7 protein-coding genes are annotated in these 4,094 nt (G+C 59.3%); 5 read left to right on the forward strand and 2 right to left on the reverse strand.

Going from position 1 to position 4,094, the window contains the following annotated elements:
- Both AC1XOS_RS20485 and AC1XOS_RS20490 read left to right on the forward strand, forming a co-directional pair.
- On the forward strand, positions 1-228 hold a 228-nt coding region (locus AC1XOS_RS20485; RefSeq protein WP_481964067.1), incomplete at its 5' end, for a hypothetical protein.
- A complete protein-coding gene (locus AC1XOS_RS20490; protein ID WP_481964068.1) occupies positions 225-1,397 on the forward strand; it encodes a geranylgeranyl reductase family protein in 1,173 nt (390 codons plus the stop codon). The genes AC1XOS_RS20485 and AC1XOS_RS20490, both read left to right, overlap by 4 nt.
- A 2-nt stretch (positions 1,398-1,399) precedes the next feature.
- Here the strand turns inward: AC1XOS_RS20490 and AC1XOS_RS20495 are convergent, their stop codons facing one another.
- Together AC1XOS_RS20495 and AC1XOS_RS20500 are read right to left on the reverse strand one after the other, a co-directional pair.
- Positions 1,400-1,801: an HNH endonuclease gene (locus tag AC1XOS_RS20495; RefSeq protein ID WP_481964069.1), complete on the reverse strand. Its 402-nt coding sequence runs from the start codon at positions 1,799-1,801 to the stop codon at positions 1,400-1,402.
- Complete coding sequence (locus AC1XOS_RS20500) at positions 1,798-2,139, reverse strand: hypothetical protein (protein ID WP_481964070.1); 342 nt, start codon at positions 2,137-2,139, stop codon at positions 1,798-1,800. Before AC1XOS_RS20500 ends, AC1XOS_RS20495 begins: the two co-directional genes overlap by 4 nt.
- Before the next feature lie 27 nt (positions 2,140-2,166).
- Here AC1XOS_RS20500 and AC1XOS_RS20505 point away from each other — a divergent pair, with 27 nt between their 5' ends.
- The 3 genes from AC1XOS_RS20505 to AC1XOS_RS20515 are packed head-to-tail and all read left to right on the forward strand — an operon-like array spanning position 2,167 to position 4,048.
- Entirely contained in the window at positions 2,167-2,658 is a 492-nt protein-coding gene (locus AC1XOS_RS20505) for an NUDIX hydrolase (protein WP_481964071.1), read from the forward strand.
- A complete protein-coding gene (locus tag AC1XOS_RS20510; RefSeq protein ID WP_481964072.1) occupies positions 2,655-3,521 on the forward strand; it encodes a class I SAM-dependent methyltransferase in 867 nt (288 codons plus the stop codon). Before AC1XOS_RS20505 ends, AC1XOS_RS20510 begins: the two co-directional genes overlap by 4 nt.
- The gene (locus tag AC1XOS_RS20515; protein ID WP_481964073.1) at positions 3,518-4,048 is read left to right on the forward strand and encodes a YiiD C-terminal domain-containing protein; all 531 of its coding nucleotides are present in this window, start codon (positions 3,518-3,520) and stop codon (positions 4,046-4,048) included. Before AC1XOS_RS20510 ends, AC1XOS_RS20515 begins: the two co-directional genes overlap by 4 nt.
- Positions 4,049-4,094 lie beyond the last annotated feature (46 nt).

Here is a 4,094-nt window from a genome sequence, read left to right on the forward strand (position 1 = left end):
ACGACCGAGGTGCTCAAGCGGGTCCTGCGCGATATTGCCACACCAGAAGCCGCTGATGAGGCCGCTGCCTTCACCACCCCGCGCCAGCGTCGCCTGGAGGGGGATCAGGTGGGCACACTCACCGTCCGGCATATCGTCTTTCCAATAGCCGTCACCAAGGAGCTTGTCTCGATCACCCTCACCCGCGACCCTAAGATCAAGATCTTTGCGGTAACATTAGAGAAATGATTTTTGATGTGATTGTTGTGGGTGCAGGGCCGGGTGGTGCTACCTGCGCCTGGAAGTGTGCCGAGCGGGGGCTGAAAGTGCTCTTGCTGGACCGTGCCCCAAGCCTGCCGCGCTACAAGCCCTGCGGCGGGGGAATTCCTTCGTCGCTGATGCGGCATATTGATGGCCTAGAGCCGGAGAAGTTCACCGATCTTACCGTGACCAAGCTGCGCCATACCTGGCGTGGCAAGTCGCCGGTGCTCGCGGAGATGACCTGTAGCAATGGAGAGCCTGCCCAGGTCTGGATGGTCATGCGCCCGAGCTTCGATACCTACCTGGTGGAGAAAGCCCAAGCGGCAGGTGCGACGCTCAAGCTGGGCGTGAAAGTCAGCGACGTGACGGTTCAAAGTGACGGCGTGACGGTCACGGCGGGCGACGAAAGCTGGACTGCCCGCTACGTGGTCGGAGCCGACGGTGCAAAAGGCATTGTCGGAGCCCGCGCTGGTCTACGCCTGGGCAAGCGCTGGGGCATTGCGAGGGAAGTAGAGATTCCGTTTGAGTACCCCGCAAGCGCGGGTGTGCTGAAAGATGCTTGCTACCTCGACTATGGCTCGGTGAAGAACGGCTACGCCTGGATCTTTCCCAAGGCGGGCTATCTCTCCGTGGGGGCGGGAATGCTCGTGCCGCGCCAGCCTAAAGCGGAGCAGAATGTCGGCAAGATTCTCATGGATGCCATTCACACCATGCTCGGCTCCGTTGGGATGACCTACCCCGAAGGCATGGACGCGCCCAAGCTCTGGGCGCACCCGATCCCATTCTGGACCGGCATCGAGCCACTCGCCACCAAAGATGGCCGCGTTTTGTTAGTGGGCGATGCGGCAGGTGTCGTTCAGCCGCTCTTTGGCGAGGGCATCCAGTACGCCGTTCGCACCGGCAATATCGCCGCGCAGCACCTCGCCGAAAACACCACCCAGAGCTACACAGAGGCCGTCAAGACCGAGCTGGCCGGCGAGTTTGACGCCGCGCTTCGGGTCGGCAAAGTGTTTCATCGTACGCCCTATCTCTCCTACAAGCTCGGTGTGAAGAACCCCGCAGGCACCAAGCTCGTCGGGCGACTCATGTCGGGAGAAGTCTCTCTGGAGCACCTAGAGCAGCGCATCTACGACAAGCTCAAGAACCCGTTTAAGTAAATTTAAGGGAAAATATCCAGCAAAAACCAGCGCGAGCGAGCTTCGAGCTGGTAGTCCGCATTGAGTAAGAGCCGCTCCACGGTGGCTCTGCCGATGGGAGTGATACCTTGGATTTGGTAGCTGGTGGGATCGAAGCGGAAGTGCTCCGCCCAGATATCTTGGCGAGGATGGAAGAGGGGAACAACAGTCCCCGTCTCGGGGTCGGCTGCGGACCAAAAATAGGACTTAAAGGAGTTGCAGGCGCGACAAGCAAGCGCTAAGTTGCTCAAATCGCTCGTGCCGGAGCTAGCCTGTGGGACGATATGCTCCACTTCAAAACGAAAGTTAAAGATGATCTCTGGAGCACGGCAGTACTCGCAGCGATGTTCGGCGCGTGCTGCGACAAGCGGATAGAACGCGTTCATGCGGCTTGGGCGACCAGCGCTTCACTTCGCTGGATTGTGGCGCGGAATTCTTTGGCGATTAAGTCCCTAAGCTCTGTTGTCTCAGTAGGATTAAGGCTCTCTAATGATGACTTTGCCTTTCTCTGAAGCTCCTGCAAACGCTCAAAGTTTTTCTGGGAAAAGAAGTGATCGGGGCGATCTTGACGCACCAAAAGGAGCGGTGTGTAGGGATCATCTAGCTGATTGAGAAGCTGGTCGAGTGCTGCGCCCAAGGTTGCACCTTCGCCGTGCGTGCCATTAAGACGAGCTTCGTAGCTGTCGTGGGTTTCATCTTGCGAGATCACAATTACCTGACTCATAGCAGGAATATGGTATCACAGAGAGATATGCCGTACACTCCGATTTTAGCCACACTGGGCTATGTTCTCTCGCCAGATCGCAGCTCGGTCTTGCTGATCCATCGCAATACCCGCCCGGATGACCCGGCACTGGGAAAGTACAATGGCCTTGGTGGGAAACTAGAGCCTACCGAAGATGCTGCTGCCGGGATGAAGCGTGAGCTTTTGGAAGAAGCGGGGATCAAGGCGAGCGAGATGAGCCTGCGTGGGACGCTCTCCTGGCCGGGTTTTGGCAAGAACGGCGAGGACTGGTTTGGGTTTATCTTCGTGATTACCGAGTTTACAGGTGAGGTGAGTGCGGGCAACGACGAAGGTACCCTGAGCTGGCAGCCACTGGAGGAGTTGATTGCGTGTGCGCTGCCGCTCTGGCCAGGGGATAAGCACTTCCTGCCCCTGGTTTTCGACAACGATCCCCGCCCGTTTCACGGGGTCATGCCCTACGAAGGTGGCTCACCCCTGAGCTGGAGCTACACACGATGACCCCCATTATTTGCCGGTGGCAAGCCCTTCCTTGGTTACTTGCTTTTAAAGAGGGCGTTGGTGAGCTGGAGACGACGCTTGACTTAAACAAGTCGCGCGTCATGGTGAGTCTGACCGAGGCGGGCGTGCAGCTTCCGGGCGATGGGCCAACTGTTTCGTGGGATGCGGTCAAAGAAGTGGCGGAGCACGACACGGGCTGCTTTACGATAAAGGATGATGGCTCGCTGGAGCGGGCCTATATTTTCTCCCCATCCACGAAGCGAGCCGTCTCTTTATGGGGCCAGCCGGAGGGAGCGCCCACCGTGCTGGTGGCGGGCTTTCCCATGCACCGCACCAAGCATGTAGACCCCTGGGAAGATACGCAGAAGAAAATCGCCGCCTGTGAGCCTGTGCGTGGGCGTGTCCTCGACACGTGCATGGGCCTAGGCTACACAGCGATCTGTGCGGCAAAGACCGCTTCGCACGTGACGGTGATCGAGTTCGATCCAGGGGTCGAGGCGATGGCGGCGAAAAACCCGTGGTCTGAGCCGCTGTTTAGCAAGAGCAATATCACCCGAAAGAGCGGCGATGCGGGAGCTGTCATCAAAGAGTTTTCGGATGCGACATTCGATCTGGTAGTCCATGACCCGCCGACCATGCAGCTTGCGGGCGACCTCTACTCGGGGGCGTTCTACCGTGAGGCATTTCGCGTTCTCTCCCGGCGCGGGCGGCTCTTTCACTACATCGGCGATCCCAATAGCAAGCACGGAGCGACAGTCACCAAAGGCGTCGTCAAGCGCCTGCACGAAGCGGGATTTGTCGCTGTCACCAGCGCCGCCGATGCCTATGCCGTGGTCGCCTGGAAAGAGAAGCCCCGCCGGTGAGTGCGAGTGAGCTAGAAGCCTATCTCCATGAGCATATCCCGATTACCGCGGCGATGTTGCTGGTGGTGCAGCAGTGCGACGAGGCGGGAGTTGTGCTCGCGGCACCGCTGCCTCCGAACTCCAACCACCGAGGAACGGTTTTTGGGGGGAGCTTAGCATCCCTGGCGACTCTTGCGGCGTGGGCGGTGGTGCACACAGGCTTGCGCCGGGAAAATATCACGGCGCGTGTGGTGGTTCAGTCCAGCCAGATCGAGTATCTTCTACCCGCCACGGGTGAGTTTATCGCCACTTGCACGGCCCCGAGTGAGCGAGACTGGATGCGGTTTACGGAGATGGTCACCCGCAAAGGTCGCGGGCGGCTCAAGCTCAGTGTCGAAGTGACCAGCGCGGGCATCATCGCCGCGCAGCTGACGGGGAGCTTTGTAGGAGTGCAGTACGATGGCGATTCCGAAGCGGGGCTCACGCCGTATTGTCGTGGCTGGGGGTGCGTACCGTTGGAAGGTGCGCCACGAGCCAGCAGACTCTAACTTGAGTCAGCATCTCTGGGCGGGAGTTGCGCTAGAGAGCGGTGGG

The organism is Armatimonas sp. (genome assembly GCF_964826245.1).

Excerpts from the sequence above, each read along its gene's own strand:
- AC1XOS_RS20490 (WP_481964068.1), top strand. The coding sequence starts at position 225 with ATGATTTTTGATGTGATTGTTGTGGGTGCAGGGCCGGGTGGTGCTACC.
- AC1XOS_RS20495 (WP_481964069.1), bottom strand. The coding sequence starts at position 1,801 with ATGAACGCGTTCTATCCGCTTGTCGCAGCACGCGCCGAACATCGCTGC.
- AC1XOS_RS20500 (WP_481964070.1), bottom strand. The coding sequence starts at position 2,139 with ATGAGTCAGGTAATTGTGATCTCGCAAGATGAAACCCACGACAGCTAC.
- AC1XOS_RS20505 (WP_481964071.1), top strand. The coding sequence starts at position 2,167 with ATGCCGTACACTCCGATTTTAGCCACACTGGGCTATGTTCTCTCGCCA.
- AC1XOS_RS20510 (WP_481964072.1), top strand. The coding sequence starts at position 2,655 with ATGACCCCCATTATTTGCCGGTGGCAAGCCCTTCCTTGGTTACTTGCT.